Annotated in this window: 1 protein-coding gene; it reads left to right on the forward strand. The window is 66.6% G+C overall.

Features of this window, described 5'->3' with window-relative positions:
- Window positions 1-461, forward strand: a 461-nt coding sequence (locus AACY08_RS29290) for an alpha/beta hydrolase family protein (RefSeq protein ID WP_339472579.1), incomplete at its 5' end; no start/stop codon positions are given.
- Between the last annotated feature and the right edge of the window lie 12 nt (window positions 462-473).

The raw sequence follows: 473 nt of genomic DNA on the forward strand, positions 1-473 counted from the left end.
ACGTTGTCGGCCCGTCCAGCCTGGAAACGCTGATGGCATCGATCCCGCCTTATTGGGAGGCGCAACGCGTCATGCTGTATCACGCGGTCGGCGACCCCCGAACCGAAGCGGGCGCAGCGCTGCTCCGCGAGCGGTCGCCGCTCTATCGCGCCGATCGCATCGCGCGCCCCCTGCTGATCGGCCAGGGTGCCAACGATCCGCGCGTGCTCCAGTCGGAAGCCGATCAGATGGTTGCTGCGCTGCACGCCAACGCCGTTCCCGTCACCTATGTCCTGTATCCCGACGAAGGCCATGGCTTCGTGCGCCCTGCCAACCGTCTGTCGTTCAACGCGGTGGTCGAGGCATTTCTCGCACGCCATCTCGGCGGTCGTTTTCAGCCGGTTTCACCGGGTGAGTTCGACGGCACGACCATGGAGGTCCGCGAGGACAGTGGCGGCGTCGCGACGATGCCGGTCGCATGACGAGAGCACGCG

Origin of the sequence: Pseudomonas sp. EL_65y_Pfl1_R83 (assembly GCF_963970695.1) — a bacterium.
Lineage (GTDB): Bacteria > Pseudomonadota > Gammaproteobacteria > Pseudomonadales > Pseudomonadaceae > Aquipseudomonas > Aquipseudomonas tritici.